An 18,306-nucleotide genomic window follows, 5' to 3' on the forward strand; every position below is an offset into this window, starting at 1 on the left:
GTCATCTGTCCGCTATTGCGGCGTGGGGATGCGTCCCATGCGCGTCGCGATGCTGGCGGGTGACGCGCCCGACATTCTTGATCGCCCGGTGGCGGCGTTGGCGAAGGCGGGCAAGGAGCTGGGGGGAGGAGGTTTAGAAATGCTAACCGCTCGAAAATTCGAAGACCTTTGGCCGGCAGGCCTGCAAGAGGCCAGGCGCCGAATTGCTAGAGACCTTGAGCGATTGGTGATGATTAAGGCTCTTTTGGACGGCGTCTTCGAGCAGGACACAGTGCGGGACAGGTTTAATGGGACTTATCGCGGCAATGCATTTCGCTTGATCGAGACATCACTGTTGCGCGACGCAGTCGCGACACTCGATCGACTGTTTTCTTCATCCGGTGGTATCGGGCCTAGTGCCAATTTGTCATTCCTGTATGTGGCTGATTTGTTGGACAGCGACGCGCGTGTGAGGAGCCTCTTCAATCGGGCATCACGCCGTTGGGGCGCCACCGGGCAGTATTGGGTTACGGTGAATGGAAAAACACGGGAGTTATCCTGTTCGGAAACCCTTCGCCGACGAATTCGCAATGCCAAAAGCAGAGAGCAACAAGATGCGGCTGCTAGAAAGTCTGCAATCGCGCATGTTCGGGATTATGCCAAGTCACCCCATTTCGGTCGCGTCAGGGCCTACCGTTCAGAATGGCTATCTCATTCAGTGTTGAATTCTCGCGATCGAGAAAAGTATCAGTTGGATCCAGGGTATTCGCTTACTTTTGGCGATTTATTTGACGCGATCGGTCAAGGGATTGCCGTCGGTGAAGATGCCTTCGCTGCGATTTTTGGTACTGGGTTGTCGCTCGATGATGTCGAACAAATATGGCGTACCTACGGGGTCTCATTTTGGGCAATGAGTGGTGGTGACAGCGCAGCCGCGAGCGAAGCTGAACGGTTGGTGGAAGTTGGAGATACCTACACTGAGGAGTAGCTGCATCAGCTAATTGATAACAGCCGATCGGATCATCCGCGGCGGCGGGTTCGCCTTGCCCCGGGACGCCGCCCCAACCAGTCCCCCTGACCTTTTCCCCAAACGCGCGTAGTGTCTCCCGGTCAGACTCGCTTTTCTGGCGAATTCTGCATCCGATTGATCGCCGGGGGGCATCACACGGATATCGTGAGACAGGGGACTGAGATGACTGAGACCAGCGAGATGAGCGCCAGCAGCGCCCGGCCATCCGACGAGATGCTGCCGTTCTTGAACAATTTCCACGACATTTTCACCACCATCGGGGTCCTGATCCTGCTGGGTGGTCTGGCGGTCGGTGCCGGCCAGGTGATGGTCGGGATGGGCCTCGATGAAGGCGAGCAGGCCTGGCAGAACGCGCTGATGGCGTTGATCGGCGGTATCGCTGTCTTCATCTGGTTTCTGTCGGCCCTGCTGGTCGGCAAGCAGCGCCGCATCCTGCCGGGCATCGTACTGTCCAGCGTATTCGGTGTGGCGACCAGTATCGTGCTGATCTGGGGTTATGCCCAGTTCCTGATCCACGGCGCAGGCCTCAGCGAACAGTCCTTCGAACTTGCGGGTGACAGCGTCGACAATATGGAGTTCGGGCGTGAAGCCGTGATGATGGTGCTGGCACAATTGCCGGTCTCGATCCGCTTCATGCCGGTCGTGTTCGGTCTCGCCTTCCTGCTGCCGGTGGCGGCCTATTATTTCAGCTATCGCCTGCCCTATGCGGGCGGGTTGATGGGGGTCGGTGTTGTGCTGACCGCCGTGATGACACTGCTGGCCTTTGACCCCTACACGGTGATTGTCTGGGCGCCGACGATCAATGTCGCGGCCGGGGCATCGCTGCTGCTGGCCGGGATCCTCTTTGACGCCCGGGATCCGGGCCGCGAGACCCGGTTGGCCGGCACCGCTTTCTGGCTGCATTTCTTCGCCGCGCCGGTCCTGCTGGGCGCCGTCCTCAACGTCACCCAGACCGGCTGGACCTTTCAAGAAAGTGACTTTGCCAATCCTGAAAACCTCAACCTGTTTGCCGCCATGGCGTCGGACAGTGCCGAGGCGACCCGCCTGGCCATTACGGCCCTGACCGTGATCGGGATTTTCGCCCTGGTCTCGCTGCTCATCAATCGCCGGGCGCTGATCGTCTCCGGACTGGTCACGGCCGGCGTCTCCATTGGCATCATCGTCAACTCGGCGGGCCTCGGTGCCGGCGCCGTTGTTGCCGTGACCCTGCTGGTGCTGGGCGGCGTGGTCGTGGTGCTGGGCGCAGCGTGGAACCCGGTCCGCCGGATCCTGCTGCTGCCGATCCCGCAGGTCGGACCGCTGGGCCGTATATTCCCGCCGGTGAGTGCCGCTGAGGGCTGATCGAACTTGGCCCTCAGATGAAGAGCCGCCCGGTCCCGCGCCGGGCGGCTTTTTCGTGACGTCCGGCCGCGCCCGCGCACGGACCTCGCCATTCATCCCATGTCAGCCAGGGGGCTCTGTCAGATCAGGCCGGTCAAGGCCGCCTTCGGCGCCGCTAAGCGGGCATGCGCCTTGACCGACCTGATCTGACAGAGCGAATTCCCGGCAAGGGATTTATGGCCGGTTGAGCGCCGTCGCGCTCCCCTTCAAAGCCTCGGGCTTGTTGATGGCTTCTGGCTCGCCATTTACCCGCGACGCAACAGCGCCGATCATGTCGCCGAGTCGGACATCGCGTCGGGAGAGCAGGCATGGCGTTTGAGACGGATGCGATCATTGTCGGCGGCGGCGCGGTCGGCCTCGCGACGGCGCGGGCCTTTGCCCGGCGCGGCCATGAAACCGTTGTGCTGGAAGCCAACAAGGCGATCGGCCAGGGCATTTCCTCGCGCAATTCCGAGGTCATCCATGGCGGGCTTTATTATCCGACCGGCTCGCTGAAAGCCCGCCTGTGCGTGGCCGGGCGGTTGATGCTCTACGCCTTTCTCGAACACCACCATCTGCCGCACGACAAATGCGGCAAGCTGGTCGTCGCCACCCAGCCGCACGAAATTGAGCGGCTGGATGCCATCCTCGACCAGGCGCATATCAACCAGGTCGGTGGCATGCGACGCCTCAGTGGCGCCGAAGCACGGGCGCTCGAGCCTGAATTGCGCGCCGAGGCAGCCCTGCTGTCGGAAGAAAGCGGCGTGATGGATGCGCACGCTTATATGGACGCTCTGGCAGGCGAGATCGCCGGGCATGGCGGGGCGATCGCGGTTAACACGCCGTTCGCGGGCGCGACGGCACTGCCTGAGGGCGGTTATCGGATCCGCACCGGTGGCGAGCATCCGACCGAGGTGACGACCCGCTATCTGGTCATCGCCGCCGGTTTGGGCGCCCAGGCCGCCGCGTCCGGCGTTGACGGCTATCCGGCCGACCAAATTCCGGCGCTGCACTACGGCAAGGGCGTCTATTTCACCCTGTCCGGCAAGGCGCCGTTTTCCAGGCTGGTCTATCCGCTGCCGATACCTGGCGCGCTTGGCACCCATTATCGCCGGGATCTGGGCGGGCAGGCGCGGTTCGGGCCTGATCTCGCTTATGTCGAAGAGGAAGATTACACGGTGGACCCGTCCCGGGCGGCGGCGTTCGAGGCGACCGCCCGGCGCTTCTGGCCCGGCCTGCCGGACGGCGCCCTGACGCCAGACTATGCCGGCATCCGACCGAAGCTGCACGGGCCGGGGCAGCCGCAACCGGACTTTCGCCTGGACGGGCCTGAAGTGCATGGCCTGGCAGGCTTGATGGCCCTGTTCGGTATTGAAAGCCCGGGGCTTACGGCCTCGCTGGCGCTCGGTGAGACCGTTGCCGAGCGTCTCATCGCTTGATCCCGCCGGAGCGCGGTCCATTATGGCGTCAATCGGGGGATGACATGACACTATCGCGCTGGGCCTTTGTGGCCACTCTTGTGCTGACGCTGGTCACGCTGGCCTTCCCGCTGGCGTTGTTCGGCTCGCCGCCCAATCCGGGCAGCGCGCCGATGGAGGACGGATTCCAGACTCCCATCCTGGCGCTGGAATTCGCCGAGGACATTGACGACATCGCCTTTCTGCGGGGCGACGGGGCGGCGGAGCTCAGGGCCTGGCTGGAGGAGGTCCAGTTTCTCGACTGGTTCTTCCCGGTTGCCTATGCCGGCATGGCGGCAGTCTTCTTTCTGGGCATGGCCCTGCGCGGGCGCTTTCTGGCGGTGATCGGGATCGGCCTGGCGCTGGCGACGATACCAGCCGACTGGCAGGAAAATGCGACCATCAACGGCATTCTCGCCGAAATCGAGAATCCGCTGTGCGGCGAGGGCATGGAACCCGCAGACGGGCGTGACGCGGTCGTATTACGCGACTGCCTGCCGCGCGGCTATTTTGACGAGGCCAGTGCAGAAGCGGAACTGGTCTCTTACGCCTTTGACACATTCTTGCCGGTTCGGATCGAGATGCTGCGTATCGACACCTGGATCAAGTGGGGGTTGATTGCCGCCTATGCGGCCTGGCTGGCCGCCATGTTGTGGATGGACCGGCGCCGTATCCTGGCCATTCCGGCGGCGGTCGGCGCGCTCTCCATCGCGGCGACCTGGATCAGCGGATCCAACGGATATGTCGCTGAACTGATGGGGATACTGCTCATTCCGATGATGCTGACTTTCCCCGCCGCCGCGGTGATGTATCTTCGCGACAAGCCCGCCCAGACGGGAACGCCACGAGTTGAGGACACCGCATGAAAGCCCTGGTCAAAGCCAAGCCGGAAGAAGGTATCTGGATGGAGGATGTGCCCGAGCCGACGATCGGCCCGGATGATGTCCTGATCAAGATCAAGCGCACGGCGATCTGCGGCACCGACATCCACATCTACAACTGGGATGACTGGGCCGCCAAGAATGTGCCTACGCCGATGGTGGTCGGGCATGAATATGCGGGCGAGATCGTCGATGTCGGCTCCAACGTGACGCGCGTGAAGGCAGGACAACGTGTCTCCGGCGAAGGCCATGTCGTCGGCGTGACCAGCCGCGCGGCGCGCGCCGGGCGCTTCCATCTCGACCCGGAAACCCGCGGCGTCGGCGTCAATATTCCCGGCGCCTTTGCCGAGTACATGAAGCTGCCGGCTTTCAATGTCGTGCCGCTGCCCGAGGACGTGCCCGACGAGATTGGTTCGATCCTCGACCCGCTCGGCAATGCCGTGCACACCGCCCTGCAGTTCGACATGATCGGCGAGGATGTCCTGATCACCGGTGCCGGTCCGATCGGCATCATGGCCGCCGCGATTGCCCGCCATGTCGGCGCCCGCCATGTCGTATTGACCGACATCAACACCCACCGCCTGCACCTGGCCAGCCAGGTCGCGCCGAAGATCCGCACGGTCGATGTTTCGAAAGAGAAGATCGAGGACGTGGCCAAGGAGCTGGGCATGACCGAGGGCTTTGATGTCGGGTTGGAAATGTCAGGCGCGCCGCAGGCTTTCGGCTCGATGCTCAACAATATGGTGATGGGCGGCAAGGTGGCCATGCTCGGCCTGCCGTCCAAACCGATCGAGGTCGATTTCGGCCAGCTGGTGCTCAAGGCGATCACGCTGAAAGGCATTTACGGCCGCGAGATGTTCGAGACCTGGTACAAGATGATCGCCATGCTCGAGAGCGGTCTCGACGTCTCGCGCATCATCACCCACCGCTACAAGGCGGATGAATTTCAGAAGGGGTTTGACGCCATGCGCGCCGGCAAATCCGGCAAGGTGGTTTTGGAGTGGGATTGATAGGTCTGACCAGACCGGACCGGGGAGGGTCCTGATGGGAATGGAAAAACGCGTACCGCTGGAAAACTATATCGAGTACCCGCAAGCCGAGATGCGCGATCGGGTCAGCCGCTTCACACAAAATCTGCTGCGCCGTCGCACGGTTCGGGATTACTCCGACAAACCGGTCGAACGGGCTGTCATCGAACAGGCCATCATCGCCGCCGGTTCGGCGCCGTCGGGTGCCAATCACCAGCCCTGGCATTTTGTAGTGCTGACCGATCCGGCCAAGCGTCGGGCGTTGCGCGAGGCGGCCGAGGCCGAGGAAGCGGCTTTCTACAATGGCAAGGCGCCGCAGGAATGGCTCGACGCGCTGGCGCCGCTCGGCACGGATGCCAGCAAGCCCTTCCTCGAGCATGCACCGGTCCTGATCGCCGTTTTTGCCCAGAAGCGCGGCGGCGAGGAAATCGGCCAGGACAAGAAGAATTACTACATCCATGAAAGCGTCGGTATTGCCTGCGGCTTCCTCTTGGCCGCGCTGCACGAGGCCGGCCTGGTCACGCTGACCCACACGCCCAATCCGATGCGCTTCCTCAACGAGGTCTGCGAACGCCCGGCCGGAGAAAAGCCCTACATGCTGATCGTCGGCGGCTATCCGACCGAAGACGCAACCGTGCCCGAGCACGCCTTGGTCAAGAAGTCGCTGGACGAGATCACGACCTGGCTGTGAGCTGGGGACAGGTGTGATTAACGCGCGTCGTTAATCACACCTGTCCCCTTTTTGGGCCTCACTCCGCGAAGCGTGTGGTGATCCAGTCCGTGATCAGCTCCAGCGCTGACGGCGCGAAGGTTTCCTCGATCCGGGCGTATTCGGCGACTTCGCCGGTCTCGGCGGTCTGGAACATGTGGTTGAGACCCTCCAGTTCGAGAATGGTGACGTCGTCATTGCCGCTCAGGCCGGCCTCGATGCCGGTCAGGTTGGCGCCCGGAACGACCTGGATGTCGAGCGAGCCATTGACGGCCAGAACCGGTTGGTCAACCTGCGCCAGCCAGAGCGCCGGGTCATGGCGCAGGAAGGCGCGATACCAGGCCCGGACATTCTGCCCGATGACGAGGTTTTTCTGAGCCGGCACAATGCCCAGCTGGGCGAGAACCTCGTCGGTCAAAAGGGCATCAAGCGCTGCACGGGCCGCGGCCGCATCGGCGGCGTCGCGTACGGCGCCCGTGATTTGCGGAATGAGATCGGCAAGGGTGTCAAGCTGCGCCTCGCTTTGGCCGGCCGCGCGGGCTGCAGCAAGCGATTGGTCGAAAATGATCTGCTCGCCGGTCGTGCCGGGGCCGGCCAGCAGGACCAGGAAGGCGACATCGGAATTGTCCGCCGCGACAACCGGCGCGATCAGCCCGCCTTCGCTGTGACCGACCAGGCCGATCGAACCGCCATCAATCTCCGGACGGGTCTTGAGCCAGGCGAGCGCCGCCGCCGTGTCGCTGGCGAAGTCCATCGAAGTCGACGCTGCGAAATCGCCGGTCGACTCGCCAAAGCCGCGATCATCATAGCGCAGCACGGCGATGCCGTTGCGGGAGAGATGGTCGGCGATCACCGCGAAAGGTCGGTGGGTCCACACGGTCTCGTCGCGATCCTGCGGGCCTGACCCTGAAATCAGGATGACGGCGGGGAAGGGGCCATCGCCCGGCGGCACGGTCAATGTGCCGGCCAGGGTGACACCCTCGGCGGCCGGATTGTCAAAGCGGACGTCCTCGGCGCTATAGGGGAAGGGCGCTTGCGGGGTCTGCGGGCGGTTGGGGCCGGTCACCGTGTCGGCGCTGCGCTGGAAGCTCACCCGAGCGTCAGGGAAGTCCGGGCGGGTCCAGTCGCCGGCCAGAATGTCGCCGCTGGCATCAAGTTCGCCGGCATATCTGACATTCGCAGCAGGCACCTGGAAGCTGACAGTGCTGCCGTCGCGAGCGAGATTGGTGACCGGAATGCCATAGGCCGCCTGGGAGACAGAATCGAGTGTGATCTGCGTGCCGGCTTCGGTCGTCTCGATATTCAAAACCAGTTCCAGCGGCGTGTCGCCACGATCCAGAACGCCCTGCCAGACACCATCCATGCCCGCAATGACCGGCAGGCTGGCCTCACCGGGCCGCACAAATGTCAGGGGCAGGTCCATGCCCTGGCTGAATGTGCCCTCATAGCCTTGGCTATCAGTGTTCCAGGTCCCGGAGTAGCTCGCACCGATCGCATCGATCGTGAAGGTCATGCCGTGGGCGTCGATCGAAAAGCCGCTGACCGGGATTTTCTGTCCGGGGGCTTGGTCCAGGCTCTCCAGAACGGCGGAATGAGTCCCGTCCGGCGCTTGGGTTGCCGTGATCAGCAGACGCAGATCGCCTTGCGGGGTCGAAAGGATTCCCTGCCAGTCCCCGGCTGGATCAAGATTGTCGCCATCGTCGGAGGCTCCAGCGCAGCTCGCGATCACGAAGGCGATGAGCACGCTGGATAGTAGCATAAAAAGGTGTCGGCTGAGGAACATGAGAATTCTCCCTTTGGGTGACAGGCTTGCAGTGAAGGCGACCAATGTGACAGCCCAATCATGGCCAGGTGAATGCGCCGCTCACTGCTCGTTATATGACAGTTAGCTAATTATCTAATTGAAGGCAAGGGCAATGATCGCTTGATGCCAGTTGTGGCCAGTTGCCCTTCCGGATCAGGCCGAACCGCGCGAGGCCGCGCACCGAACCGATCGCCTGCCTCACTAACGTTGCAGTTGTCCGCCGTCTTGCTGAGTGGCGACCAGTCGTCCGCGCGGTACCGGGTCCCGGAAAGGTGGCGCGTTGGTTTTTGCTCGCGCAGCGCGCACCCTAGCTCGACGACAGGTCTGGCAGAAAGAGGCTCGCAATTGTACCGAGGGCCGCGCCGATCATCGGACCGAAAACGATGCCGCTCACGACGTCTCCGAACATGGCGCCGACCACGATTCCAACCGTAAGGCCGACGCTTGACCCGATCGCCACGCCGAGCCCGACACCCAGCTCTTTCGTCCAATTATCGAATGCCATGTTCAGGCCTCCTGTCTCATCAACGCGTCGAGACACTATGATGTAAAGGACGCTTGTCGTCAAGTTGGCTTTACATTTTCCAATCGCGACCGGTATGTCGTCGCCGGCAAGCCCGACACCGGTACATGCCGGAACTGCCCGCTTGCGCTTCGGCGCAAGCCAGTAGGGCATGAACGACTTTTTACGCGGCTTGCATGCAACAAAAAGCGCCCGGACCGTTGGGGGCGATCCGGGCGCAGCATTGTCCGGTTTGGGGCCGGTTGGGGTAGACGCGTTTGCCTGGTTTGACCGTTGGGGTGTGAGGCTTGGGGCGGTCAAACCGAGATGGGAGCTTGGGGAACTCCTAGGCCCGCACGCGTCGGCGGATAGCAGTGAACGACCAGATGAAGGCGATGACCCAGCCGATGAAGGTCCAACCCAGAAGCAGGTTGGTCAGGAAGATCGCGAACGTATTGTCGTGACCGCGCAGGAGGGCGATCAGGGTCGGCACGAAATAGGCCAGCAGGCCGATGACCGCGACTTCTCCACCCATGACGTAAACCTCCATTGTCCTGTCTCCTTCGCCCCGCCGATCACCGGATCTGAGGCTTATCGAATTTCGATATGAATGTAGGAGAGGCCGCGGGCCGGCACAAGGGAGAAACAGGGGGGATTAAACCGATTTAAGTCCCGCGTCAGGATTGGCCCACGAAAAAGCCCCGACCAGATGGCCGGGGCTTGATCATTTCGATTGTCTCCGCGATTACGCGTCAACCGTCGGGAATTCATAGTCCTTGTAGATTTCCCTCAATTTGGTCTTGAGCATTTTGCCGGTCGCGCCGATCGGCATTTCGTCGATGAATTCGACGGCGTCGGGCAGCCACCATTTCGGCACTTCTCCGCGCAGGTACTCGATGATCGAGGCGGCATCCGGCTCGGCGCCTTCCTTGAGCTGGACGACCAGCAGCGGTCGCTCCTGCCATTTCGGGTGTGGCATGCCAACCGCAGCGGCCATCGCCACGGACGGGTGTCCCATGGCGGCGTTTTCCAGGTCGATCGAGGAGATCCACTCGCCGCCGGTCTTGATGACGTCCTTGGAGCGGTCGGTGATGGTCATGAAGCCGCTGCCATCGAGATGGGCGACATCACCGGTCTGGAACCAGCCATCCTCGGTGAAGCTCTCGGCACCGGCGCCGCGGTAATAGCCCGAAGCGATCCACGGTCCGCGGACCTGCACATGACCGGAGGACTTGCCGTCCCACGGCAGTTCCTCGCCATTGTCATCGACGATGCGCATGCCGACACCGAAGACGAGACGGCCCTGCTTGAGTTTGACCTGGATGATTTCCTCGCGGCTGAGCCCTTCATGTTTGGGCAGAAGCACATTGACCGTGCCCAGCGGGCTCATTTCGGTCATGCCCCAGCCTTGCTGCATGACGACGCCATACTTGTCCTCATAGGCGCGCAACAGCGCTTCCGGCAGGGCCGAGCCGCCGATCAGGACGCGCTCGACGGAATCGATGCGCTTGCCTTCGGCTTCCAGATAGTTGAGCAGGCCCAGCCAGACCGTGGGCACGCCGGCGACATAGCTGACGCGTTCATCCTCGATCAGCTGGTGGATGCTGGCCCCATCCATCTGGGCGCCGGGCATGACCAGCTTGGCGCCATTCATCGGCGCGGCGTAAGGAATGCCCCAGGCATTGACGTGGAACATCGGCACCACCGGCAACAGCGTGCCCCGTGCGCCGACACCAATCACATCGGCTGATGCCGACGCCATGGCGTGCAGAACGGTCGAGCGGTGCGAGTAGAGGACGCCCTTGGGATCGCCCGTCGTGCCCGAGGTGTAGCACAGCCCGGCTGCGGCAAACTCGTCAAACACCGGCCAGTCGAATTTCGCCGGATATTCGGCGATCAATTCCTCATAGCTCTTGCACTTGGTCTGAACGCCATCGAGATGGGTCTTGTCGGTCATCAGAACCCAGTTCTTGACCGATTTACAGGCTTTCGAGATGGCATCGATCAGCGGTGCGAACTGCTTGTCGAAGAAAACGGTCTTCGACTGGGCGTGGTCGAGCATCCAGATGAGCTGTTTCGGGTCGAGGCGCGGATTGACGGTGTGGACCACGGCGCCGATGCCGGAAATGGCGTAGTAGAGCTCGAAATGTCGATGCGAGTTCCAGGCGATCGTGGCAACCCGGTCGCCTTCGCGGATCTTGAGCTTCTTTTGCAGGGCATTGGCCAGCTGCTGGGTCCGCTCATGGGTCTGGGCATAATTCTGCCGGTGGATCTGACCATTCTCCGGCAGCCGCGTCACGATCTCCTGATCGCCATGGCATTTTGCCGCGTGAACCAGAATGTCCGAAATCATCAGCGGACAGTCCATCATGTGTGCGCGCAAAGTCATGTTTTTCCCCTGGGTAACAACCGTTGCTTCATTTTGTGTTTTGCCAATCAAACGGTCTATCGCGCGGCGGCGCAATCCCTTTGCTCAATCGGTTTGAATTGCTTATGCGTTTTTCCACATATGGCGTCGCCGGACGCCGCGTCCAGTCGAGGAGTGATCGCCCGTGACCCATCCAGTAGACCTGCCCGGATATGCGGACATTCTCGATGCGGCGACGCGCCTGGCGGGACAGGCGGTGGAAACGCCCTTGCTCCGCAACGACCAGCTCGATGACAGGCTGGGGGCAAGACTGTTCGTGAAGGCCGAGTGCCTGCAGCGCACCGGTTCCTTCAAGTTTCGCGGCGCCTTCAACCGGATTTCCCGCCTGTCGGATGCTGAAAAGGAACGGGGCATTGTCGCCTATTCGTCCGGCAATCACGCCCAGGGTGTTGCGGCCGCGGCGCGGTTGAATGGAACGCACGCCAAGATCCTCATGCCGTCCGATGCGCCGCGTTCGAAAGTCGACGGCGTTAAGTTCTGGGGCGGAGAAGTGGTGCATTTCGACCGTGCGACCGAAAGCCGTGAGGCGCTGGGCGCTGCCATCTGTGAAACCGAAGGGCGTATCCTGGTTCCGCCCTATGAAGACCCCCGCATCATTGCCGGCCAGGGGACGGCGGGGCTTGAAGCAGCAAACCAGTTGCAGGCGCTGGGTGAGCAGGCCGAAATTGTGGTGTGCTGCGCCGGCGGCGGCGGATTGATCGCCGGTGTCGGTCTGGCCATGCGGCAGGCTTTCCCCGACATCGAAATCTGGGCCGCCGAGCCGGTCGATTTCGATGATCACAGGCGGTCGTTGGCCAGTGGCAAACGCGAGACCAATGAGCGGCTGACCGGGTCCATCTGCGATGCGATCATCACCCCGACCCCCGGCGCCCTGACCTGGGCCCTCAATTCGACCCAGCTGACCGGCGGTGCAGCCATCTCGGACGACGAGGCGCTGGACGCGATGGCTGCCGCCTGGCGTCATCTCAAGATCGTGGTCGAGCCGGGCGGTGTGGCGGCCCTGGCCGCGGTGCTGTCCGGCAAGATCGATGTTGCTGGCAAGACGGTGTGTGTCCTGGCAACCGGCGGCAATGTCGACGCCGCGGTTTTCCAGAAGGCGCTGGCTCGGGCCTGACCTGCGTTCGAATGGCGGAGGCTGTACGGATTTCCGGCGGTGGTGTTGTCGTGAATCCCTCTCCTGGTTGGCATCTCGGCCGATCATTCACGGGGAGTGACGGAGCACTGGCGGGCCACTGGCGGCGGGGTGGCGTGGTGCTGACGCCAGGCTGACGTGGTGCCTTGGCGGCCGGTCTGTTTTTTGGAGCCAATCAGTTTACACAAGCTTTCCAGGAGACGGACATGGCTTTCAAGGCAGACGCAGACAAGATCAAACGCTGGCGTGAAGAGCGACACTGGTCGCAGGAACATCTTGCGGAAGTCGCGGGCATCGGCCTGCGCACCATCCAGCGTATCGAGACTGGCGAGGCCGCCTCACGCGAAACACTGATGGCGCTGGCTGCGGCGTTCAATGTGGATGTGCTGGCCTTGTGTATCGATCCGGAGGTCGAGGCCGACGAGCTGGTCCGACGACGCAATGCCAAGGGCAGGGCGGCCTTGCAGCTGTCATTCTGGATCCATCTGGCGAGCTATGTGTTCGGCATGATCATCTTTGCCGGGATCAGCCTGGGGTCCGGTTGGTTTATAATGAAATGGCCGATGATCTGGTGGACAGTCGGGATTGCCGGTCACGCGCTGCCGGTCATCTTCATGGAAGTCGTGTCGCGGTACCAAGAGCGATACTAGCCTCGTCTTTCATCGGGCCTTGGAAGGCGAGCCGTGCTACCCTGATGGCATGGCTCGTCTTTCCATCATGGACCGGATTGGTCTCACCTTGGCCGGCGGGGCTCTTGTCTCCGTCGGATGGGTGATCCGCGAAGGCATCGCCGGTATCGCGGCGCGCATGCCCTGGCATCACGAGATCGGCACGACCTTCATGGCGATCGGGGTTCTCGCCCTGTTGGCCAATGTCAGTGTGCGGGCAAAATCGCTGGTGATCATCGTCATCACAGGAGGCTGGGCCGCTGCCGCCATCTGGGCCGCGGTCACCATGGACGACCTGATCATCCTGCAACGTGGCCTGATAGGCCTGACCGGCCTGTTCGCGGCAATTTTCGCGTTCACCTCGATCCCGAAACTGGTCTCCGGTGAGGATGCGGCGGACTGAGGCCGCCGCCCGAAAGCCTCACGCCGAAAAGCACAGCTTGTTGTCGTCGAGATCGCGGACATAGGCCGAGAACATCGGTCCGCGGTCGCCGGGCTCGCCGTCACATTTTCCGCCCAGTTCAATGACCTTGCTGTGCAGGCGCCTGACCGCGTCCTTGGAGCCGAGCGCGAAACCGACCATGGAGCCGTTTCCACGGGTCGCCGGCTGTTCATCGAAGGGGATGGCGACCGCAAAGGCAAAATTCTCGCTCTGCCAATAGGTCATCCGGTCATTCGACATCACCTGATCGATGCCGAACTCCTGGAACACGGCGTCGTAGAATCGGGTCGATGCGTCCTTGTCGTTCGTGCCGATGACGAAATAGTTCATTTTCATGTTTTGCGCTCCTGCCTGCCAAGGCACCGTTCTGGTGTCTGACCCGACGTGTATCGCCAAATAGGACATTTTATGTCTTATTTGTTTGATGGCGCGCGCGAATTCGAAAGACAGGCTGCGACGGATGGACCTGCTGGCCGTCCAGCTCAAGCAGGACGGGCTGTGCACGGTCGCAGACCTGGCACGGCAGCATGATGTCAGCGAGCGCACGATTGCCCGCGATCTCCTGCTGATGCGCGAGCAGGGCCTGCCCATTGATTCCGACCGGGGTCGCGGCGGTGGCGTCCGGCTCGACCGCAATTGGGGCGTTGGACGGCTGAACCTGTCCTACCCCGAGGCCGTCGATTTGCTGATCAGCATCGAGGTGTCTGAACAGATGCGCTCGCCGATGTTTCTCGCCAGCCTGGGATCGGTGCGGCGACAGCTTGTGGCGTCTTTTTCTCCGGAAAAGCGCCACAAGGTAACCCGGATGAAATCCCGGATCCTGATTGGCGATACCGCCTCGACCTACGTCCAGGCGGGTGTGGCCGCGCCGCCGGGACACGTCGTGCAGGCCTTGCACCAGACCTTCCTGGATCAGGAAAGGTTGGCGATCGAATATCGGCGCGAAGACGGCAAGACCTCCAATCGGCAGATCGAACCTCATTACCTCCTGCTGAAATACCCGGTCTGGTATGTGGTCGCCTTCGATCATCTCCGGGACGCGTCGCGTGTGTTCCGGTGTGACCGGGTCCTGTCGGCCAGACGGACTGGCACGCCGTTCAAACTCTTGCCCAGGGACGCGTTCGCGTCGTCGCTGGACGGTAATGACCTGCTGGTGTGACGCGGGATGGGGACCTATCTCCTTGCCCCCATCCGATCCTTGCTTTCGCTTGCGGCATGTACTTTCGTCTCCGCACGCTTTTGCGCCGAAGTGTGGGAGGGAACGGGATGCCGTTGGACACCAGGGTGTCCGTTTGGCTGGTAGGCGGTGTCCGTGGTGTCCTCGGCATCCCGCCAAATCTTTGTTGAAAAAAAGGTGGGAGATTTCCCGGGCTGTCTCCACCCCGATTCCAATGCGTCAGGTAGATGGGGTCGGTCGTTTAGTGCCCCGCGACCTGGTCGCACGCCCTGCCGGAGCTTTGGACTGTCACATCCAAGGCGCGGACAGGCTCCGCTCGTTTCCGGGCACAAGTGACTGAGCTCGTGCCTCCCGTCCCGAAAACCAAAGCCATTATCGCCTGGTGGCGAGGGGTGGGGATAAGTTTGGTGATTTTATTTGCCAAAGCGCGCTTTCCCTCTCCCCCGGGAGAGGGTCAGGGTGAGGGGTAAATCCCGGTACCAGCGGGAAGAATCCCCCTCATCCGGCCTCCGGCCACCTTCTCCCAAGGGAGAAGGAAAGTGATGCACAACGGGGACAAGCCGGCTCGGCAGGTGCTTGCGCAGACATGGGACGGTGAGGCGAGGAGGCGCGCGATCCGCCTACTCCTCCGGATCGACCATGATCCGGACCGGTGCTGCGCCGCGGTGCATGTCGTCTTCGATGAGGAGCGGGACGGCAGCGTCGTCATTGAGGCGTGAGCGGTAGACCTGCAGGTTTTCCATCACGCGCTGGACGTAATTGCGGGTCTCCGAGAAAGGGATGCTTTCGATCCAGTCGACCGGGTCGACATCTGGATCGCGTGGGTCGCCATAGTCGCGGATCCAGCGATTGGCGCGGTGCGAACCGGCATTATAGGCGGCCAGCGCGATGACGTAGGAGCCGTCATAATCGTCCACCACTTCGGCGAGATGGTGCATGGCGAGGGTGAGATTGTAGTCCAGATCGTCGGTCAGCCAGCTGTAGCGATAGGTTTCGCCCAGATCGCGGGCGGTGGCGCGGGCGGTGGCCGGCATCAGCTGCATCATGCCGCGCGCACCGGCACCGGAGACGGCATGTTGGCCGAACTCGGTCTCCTGGCGGATGATGGAATGGGTCAGGGCGTCTTCCGGACGCTGGGCACGGGCATTGGTCTGGGCCGGCAGCTGGATTGTCGGATAGGCACTTTGCGGCAGGATGATCCCCCGCAGGCGCGCTGCCTTGGCGGCCCGGACGGCCTGGCGCAGATAGAGGTAATTGCTGGCCAGCCGCGACAGCAGGACCGCTTCTTGCGGATCGGTCAGCTGATCGTCGAGCCGATAGCTGAACAGGCGGAAATAATATTCCTCATTCTGTTCGGCGAGCAGGCGCATCGCGCGCACCAGCGGGCGGGCTTCGAACCGGATCGTGGTCTCGGGCGTCGGTTCGGGATCACGCTCCAGCGCCAGCTGTCCACCCGTGCCGGTGAGCTGGGTGAGGGCGAGCTGGCCGTAATAGGCCGTCGAGTGCTGACCGGCTTCGGCATAGAGTGTGGCCGCCTCGTCGGGCCGGCCGAGTTCGTCCAGGGCGCGTGCCATCCAATACGAGCCCCGGGACTGGCTGACGGGCGTCGACACATTGTCCCGAAGCCGCGTGAAATGGGCGAGCGCTTCGTCCGGACGGTCCAGATGAACCAGCGCCAGCCAGCCAGCCATGAATTCCGCATCGGCAAAATCGGCTCCGGAGGACATGCCGTGCGCCCGGGCAAGTTCGTAGGCGGTGTCATAGTCCTGATCACGCACCAGAGTGAGGATCATCAGTTTGCGCTCTGTCCACATCAGTTCGAGCGCGGTGACGTCCGTGTGGCTGTCAGGCAGCTGCAGCAGGAGTGGCAGGGTTGAATCGCGCATGCCGGAGCGGCGGCGCCAGCGGGCGCGCTCGAAAACAAGCCCGGGATCATTCGACAGGCTGGCCGGAATCCGGTTGACGGCCCGGTCGACACCGCTTTGCCGTCCGGCCAGTCTCAGGCGGGCGTCGGCGAGGTTGCGGTTATTGCCGGACAGGAGCGGCAGCACCCGGCGCGCCAGTGAGCGCTGGTTGGACCAGATCAGATAGTCGATCCGGGCCATGTGATCATCTTCGGTGAAGACGTCGCGGTGGCGCGAATAGGTGTCACTCTGGACCTGGCTGGCCAGCCGGCCCGAGCGCCAGGTTTCGCGCAGCAGCGCTTCACCTTCAACAATCCGCCCGACCCCGATCAGGGCTTCGGCATGGGCGATGCGGCCGCGGCCGGTTGTGGGCGGGTTCTCCTCGAACCAGGACAGGATGAAAGGCGCGGTAAGGCCGGACCCGTCAATCTTCGACTCGGCTTCGGCGCGGATGAAACTGTCACGCGGCCAGTTGTCGAGTTCGGTCAGCGCCAGGTCGAGTTCCAGAAAGCTGGCGCGGGCATCATTCAGCGCGATGCGCCACAAAAGGATGTCGCGGGCGGCGGTGTCTGTGAGTTCAAGGCGCAATTCGCGGACCCGCGCCCAGTCCTCGTCATCGGCCGCGTCCAGTCCTTCGCGAAAACGCGTGAAGTCGGCGTCTGACAGGTATTGCGAGAAATTGAGAGGCTCTGGCCGGATGCGGGGCGAGGGAATTTGAGCCTCGGCGGCGACGGAGACTGCGAGCAGGACAAACGCGGAAACGCAACGTGCGATCATGGCAAACGGGACACTCTTCGATCGACTGGAACGTCCATCATCACAGCAAATCCGGCGCCCTGTCCAGACTTGACAAGAACACTTGGCCGTGTGCGACGCGGTCGATATGGTCGCGCGCTGATTTGGCCGTATCCGGGAATGAAACATGTTCAAGGGATCCATGACTGCGCTCGTCACCCCATTCAAGAATGGGGCCGTCGACGAGGATGCCGTTGCCGCACTGGCCGAGCGCCAGATCGCTGCGGGTACCCATGGTCTTGTGCCGTGTGGCACGACCGGTGAGAACGCCACGCTGACCTTTGAAGAGCACATGCGGGTGGTGGAGATTGTCGTTGCGACCGCAAAGGGGCGTGTCCCGGTGGTCGCCGGTACGGGGTCCAACAGCACCGCGGTCGCAATTGCCAACCAGCGCCGCGCCAAGGAACTCGGCGCCGATGCCGGTCTCGTGGTCGCGCCCTACTACAACAAGCCGAATGCCGAAGGCCTGTTCCAGCATTTCAAGGCCATCCACGACGCCGTCGATCTGCCGATCGTGGTCTACAATGTTCCCGGCCGGACCGTGGTCGACATCCAGGCAGACACCGTCGCCCGGATCGCCGGTCTCGAGCGTGTGGTCGGTATCAAGGATGCGACCGGCGACATGGCGCGGGTGTCGGACCACCGCCGGCTGATCGGTACCGATTTCGCCTTGCTGTCCGGTGATGATCCGTCAGCGCTCGGCTTCAATGCTGCCGGGGGTGTCGGCGCGATCTCGGTGACTTCGAATGTGGCGCCGGCCTTGTGCGCGCAGTTCCAGGACGCCACATTGGCGGGAGACTGGGAGACGGCGCGGCTGCTCAACGATCAGCTTATGCCACTGCACCACGCACTGTTTTCCTCGTCCAGCCCGGGGCCGACCAAATACGCCCTGTCCGTATTGGGCGTGATGAATACCGAGCTGCGCCTGCCATTGACCGAGCCGAACGAAGCCTCCAATGCCCAGGTCCGCGCCGCCCTTGTCCATGCCGGCCTGCTTGACCAGGCCTGATT

17 protein-coding genes are annotated in these 18,306 nt (G+C 62.5%); 11 read left to right on the forward strand and 6 right to left on the reverse strand.

Translation table 11 applies throughout. The features are described 5' to 3' along the window. Positions 1–37: 37 nt before the first annotated feature. The 6 genes from VOI18_RS03915 to VOI18_RS03940 all read left to right on the forward strand — a co-directional run bounded on the left by VOI18_RS03915 (position 38) and on the right by VOI18_RS03940 (position 6,425). The gene (locus VOI18_RS03915; protein ID WP_323761107.1) at positions 38–967 is read left to right on the forward strand and encodes a hypothetical protein; all 930 of its coding nucleotides are present in this window, start codon (positions 38–40) and stop codon (positions 965–967) included. Positions 968–1,171: 204 nt separating this feature from the next. Next, positions 1,172–2,350: a hypothetical protein gene (locus tag VOI18_RS03920; protein WP_323761108.1), complete on the forward strand. Its 1,179-nt coding sequence runs from the start codon at positions 1,172–1,174 to the stop codon at positions 2,348–2,350. 347 nt (positions 2,351–2,697) lie between these two features. Beyond that, positions 2,698–3,807: an NAD(P)/FAD-dependent oxidoreductase gene (locus VOI18_RS03925; protein WP_323761109.1), complete on the forward strand. Its 1,110-nt coding sequence runs from the start codon at positions 2,698–2,700 to the stop codon at positions 3,805–3,807. Between the two features lie 44 nt (positions 3,808–3,851). Continuing rightward, positions 3,852–4,691 carry a hypothetical protein gene (locus VOI18_RS03930; protein WP_323761110.1) on the forward strand — a complete coding sequence of 280 codons (840 nt, stop codon included), beginning with the start codon at positions 3,852–3,854 and terminating at the stop codon, positions 4,689–4,691. After that, complete coding sequence (gene tdh / locus VOI18_RS03935; protein WP_323761111.1) at positions 4,688–5,716, forward strand: L-threonine 3-dehydrogenase; 1,029 nt, start codon at positions 4,688–4,690, stop codon at positions 5,714–5,716. The genes VOI18_RS03930 and tdh overlap by 4 nt, the downstream gene beginning before the upstream one ends. Positions 5,717–5,756: 40 nt before the next feature. Continuing rightward, positions 5,757–6,425 (forward strand): nitroreductase family protein, encoded by a 669-nt coding sequence (locus VOI18_RS03940; RefSeq protein ID WP_416374861.1) that lies wholly within the window; start codon positions 5,757–5,759, stop codon positions 6,423–6,425. A 58-nt stretch (positions 6,426–6,483) separates the two neighbouring features. On the opposite strand, the gene VOI18_RS03945 is transcribed toward VOI18_RS03940, so the two are convergent. From VOI18_RS03945 to VOI18_RS03960, 4 genes are all read right to left on the reverse strand, one after another. After that, a complete protein-coding gene (locus VOI18_RS03945; RefSeq protein ID WP_323761113.1) occupies positions 6,484–8,226 on the reverse strand; it encodes an alpha/beta hydrolase family protein in 1,743 nt (580 codons plus the stop codon). 328 nt (positions 8,227–8,554) lie between these two features. Continuing rightward, a complete protein-coding gene (locus VOI18_RS03950) occupies positions 8,555–8,752 on the reverse strand; it encodes a hypothetical protein (RefSeq protein ID WP_323761114.1) in 198 nt (65 codons plus the stop codon). Between the two features lie 343 nt (positions 8,753–9,095). After that, complete coding sequence (locus VOI18_RS03955; protein ID WP_323761115.1) at positions 9,096–9,299, reverse strand: superinfection immunity protein; 204 nt, start codon at positions 9,297–9,299, stop codon at positions 9,096–9,098. Between the two features lie 195 nt (positions 9,300–9,494). After that, positions 9,495–11,138: a long-chain-fatty-acid--CoA ligase gene (locus VOI18_RS03960; RefSeq protein ID WP_323761116.1), complete on the reverse strand. Its 1,644-nt coding sequence runs from the start codon at positions 11,136–11,138 to the stop codon at positions 9,495–9,497. Positions 11,139–11,301: 163 nt separating this feature from the next. On the opposite strand from VOI18_RS03960, the gene VOI18_RS03965 reads away from it, so the two are divergent. The 3 genes from VOI18_RS03965 to VOI18_RS03975 all read left to right on the forward strand — a co-directional run bounded on the left by VOI18_RS03965 (position 11,302) and on the right by VOI18_RS03975 (position 13,380). Further along, entirely contained in the window at positions 11,302–12,291 is a 990-nt protein-coding gene (locus tag VOI18_RS03965; RefSeq protein WP_323761117.1) for a threonine/serine dehydratase, read from the forward strand. Between the two features lie 224 nt (positions 12,292–12,515). Continuing rightward, complete coding sequence (locus VOI18_RS03970) at positions 12,516–12,959, forward strand: helix-turn-helix domain-containing protein (protein ID WP_323761118.1); 444 nt, start codon at positions 12,516–12,518, stop codon at positions 12,957–12,959. 49 nt (positions 12,960–13,008) lie between these two features. Further along, positions 13,009–13,380 (forward strand): hypothetical protein, encoded by a 372-nt coding sequence (locus tag VOI18_RS03975; protein WP_323761119.1) that lies wholly within the window; start codon positions 13,009–13,011, stop codon positions 13,378–13,380. Between the two features lie 18 nt (positions 13,381–13,398). Here VOI18_RS03975 and VOI18_RS03980 read toward each other — a convergent pair whose 3' ends face one another. Then, entirely contained in the window at positions 13,399–13,755 is a 357-nt protein-coding gene (locus VOI18_RS03980) for a VOC family protein (protein ID WP_323761120.1), read from the reverse strand. A 124-nt stretch (positions 13,756–13,879) separates the two neighbouring features. On the opposite strand from VOI18_RS03980, the gene VOI18_RS03985 reads away from it, so the two are divergent. Then, a complete protein-coding gene (locus VOI18_RS03985) occupies positions 13,880–14,578 on the forward strand; it encodes a helix-turn-helix transcriptional regulator (RefSeq protein ID WP_323761121.1) in 699 nt (232 codons plus the stop codon). A 638-nt stretch (positions 14,579–15,216) separates the two neighbouring features. On the opposite strand, the gene VOI18_RS03990 is transcribed toward VOI18_RS03985, so the two are convergent. Then, entirely contained in the window at positions 15,217–17,277 is a 2,061-nt protein-coding gene (locus VOI18_RS03990) for a lytic transglycosylase domain-containing protein (protein WP_323761122.1), read from the reverse strand. A 145-nt stretch (positions 17,278–17,422) separates the two neighbouring features. Between VOI18_RS03990 and dapA the strand changes: the two genes are divergently transcribed. Further along, positions 17,423–18,304 carry a 4-hydroxy-tetrahydrodipicolinate synthase gene (gene dapA / locus VOI18_RS03995; protein ID WP_323761123.1) on the forward strand — a complete coding sequence of 294 codons (882 nt, stop codon included), beginning with the start codon at positions 17,423–17,425 and terminating at the stop codon, positions 18,302–18,304. Positions 18,305–18,306: the final 2 nt, after the last annotated feature.

The organism is Maricaulis sp., from assembly GCF_034670125.1.
Classification (GTDB): Bacteria; Pseudomonadota; Alphaproteobacteria; order Caulobacterales; family Maricaulaceae; genus Maricaulis.